This window comes from Alcanivorax sp. HI0044, assembly GCF_001634945.1.
In genome coordinates this window covers 1-513 of sequence record NZ_LWEZ01001744.1, presented here as the reverse complement: position 1 = coordinate 513, position 513 = coordinate 1, and the positions used below count along the sequence as shown (strand labels likewise).

Here is a 513-nt window from a genome sequence, read left to right as displayed (position 1 = left end):
TTCAAGGCACTGAAGCAGCGGAGAGACCGAACAGCGACCAGGGAAAGTGGTTGACCTACAGTGTGAATGCAATCAAGAGCAGGGCAGAGTGTGACAGTGAGCTACGGGCAACTCTGCCCATTGCGTTGTGTACTCCGGTGATCTGAACTGTTGCCTCATGTACCACGGGGCTGAGGTCCCTTGGGAGGCCATGAACACGCTGCCTTTCCCTTGGGCACGGTTGATACTGTCGATGACGGTCATGAGCTGGTCAGCTCTCTCTGTCTGGCCTGGGTGTAGCATGTCGAACTGATGGTGCTTGCGGTCGCAGATGTTCACGAGACCAACACCCGCTTTCAGGAAGGCATGGCCAGGTTGGTACAGGCGAGCGGCTGTCGCCCTGGCCAATTTCACGATCTCTCGTGTGTCGTCGGTGGGGTAGGGAAGCTGGACCAAGTCGCTGGCGGAGTGGAAGTTCGGCTCAAATGGCGAGGTGTGCATGAACACATGCATGCTCAACGCCAGGTGGTGCTG

The 513-nt window shown here is 57.5% G+C and carries 1 protein-coding gene; it reads right to left on the bottom strand.

All coding sequences use genetic code 11. The features are described 5' to 3' along the window. Positions 1-72 precede the first annotated feature (72 nt). A partial coding sequence (locus tag A3730_RS26150) for a DUF4113 domain-containing protein (protein WP_156501378.1) occupies positions 73-513 on the bottom strand: 441 nt, incomplete at its 5' end.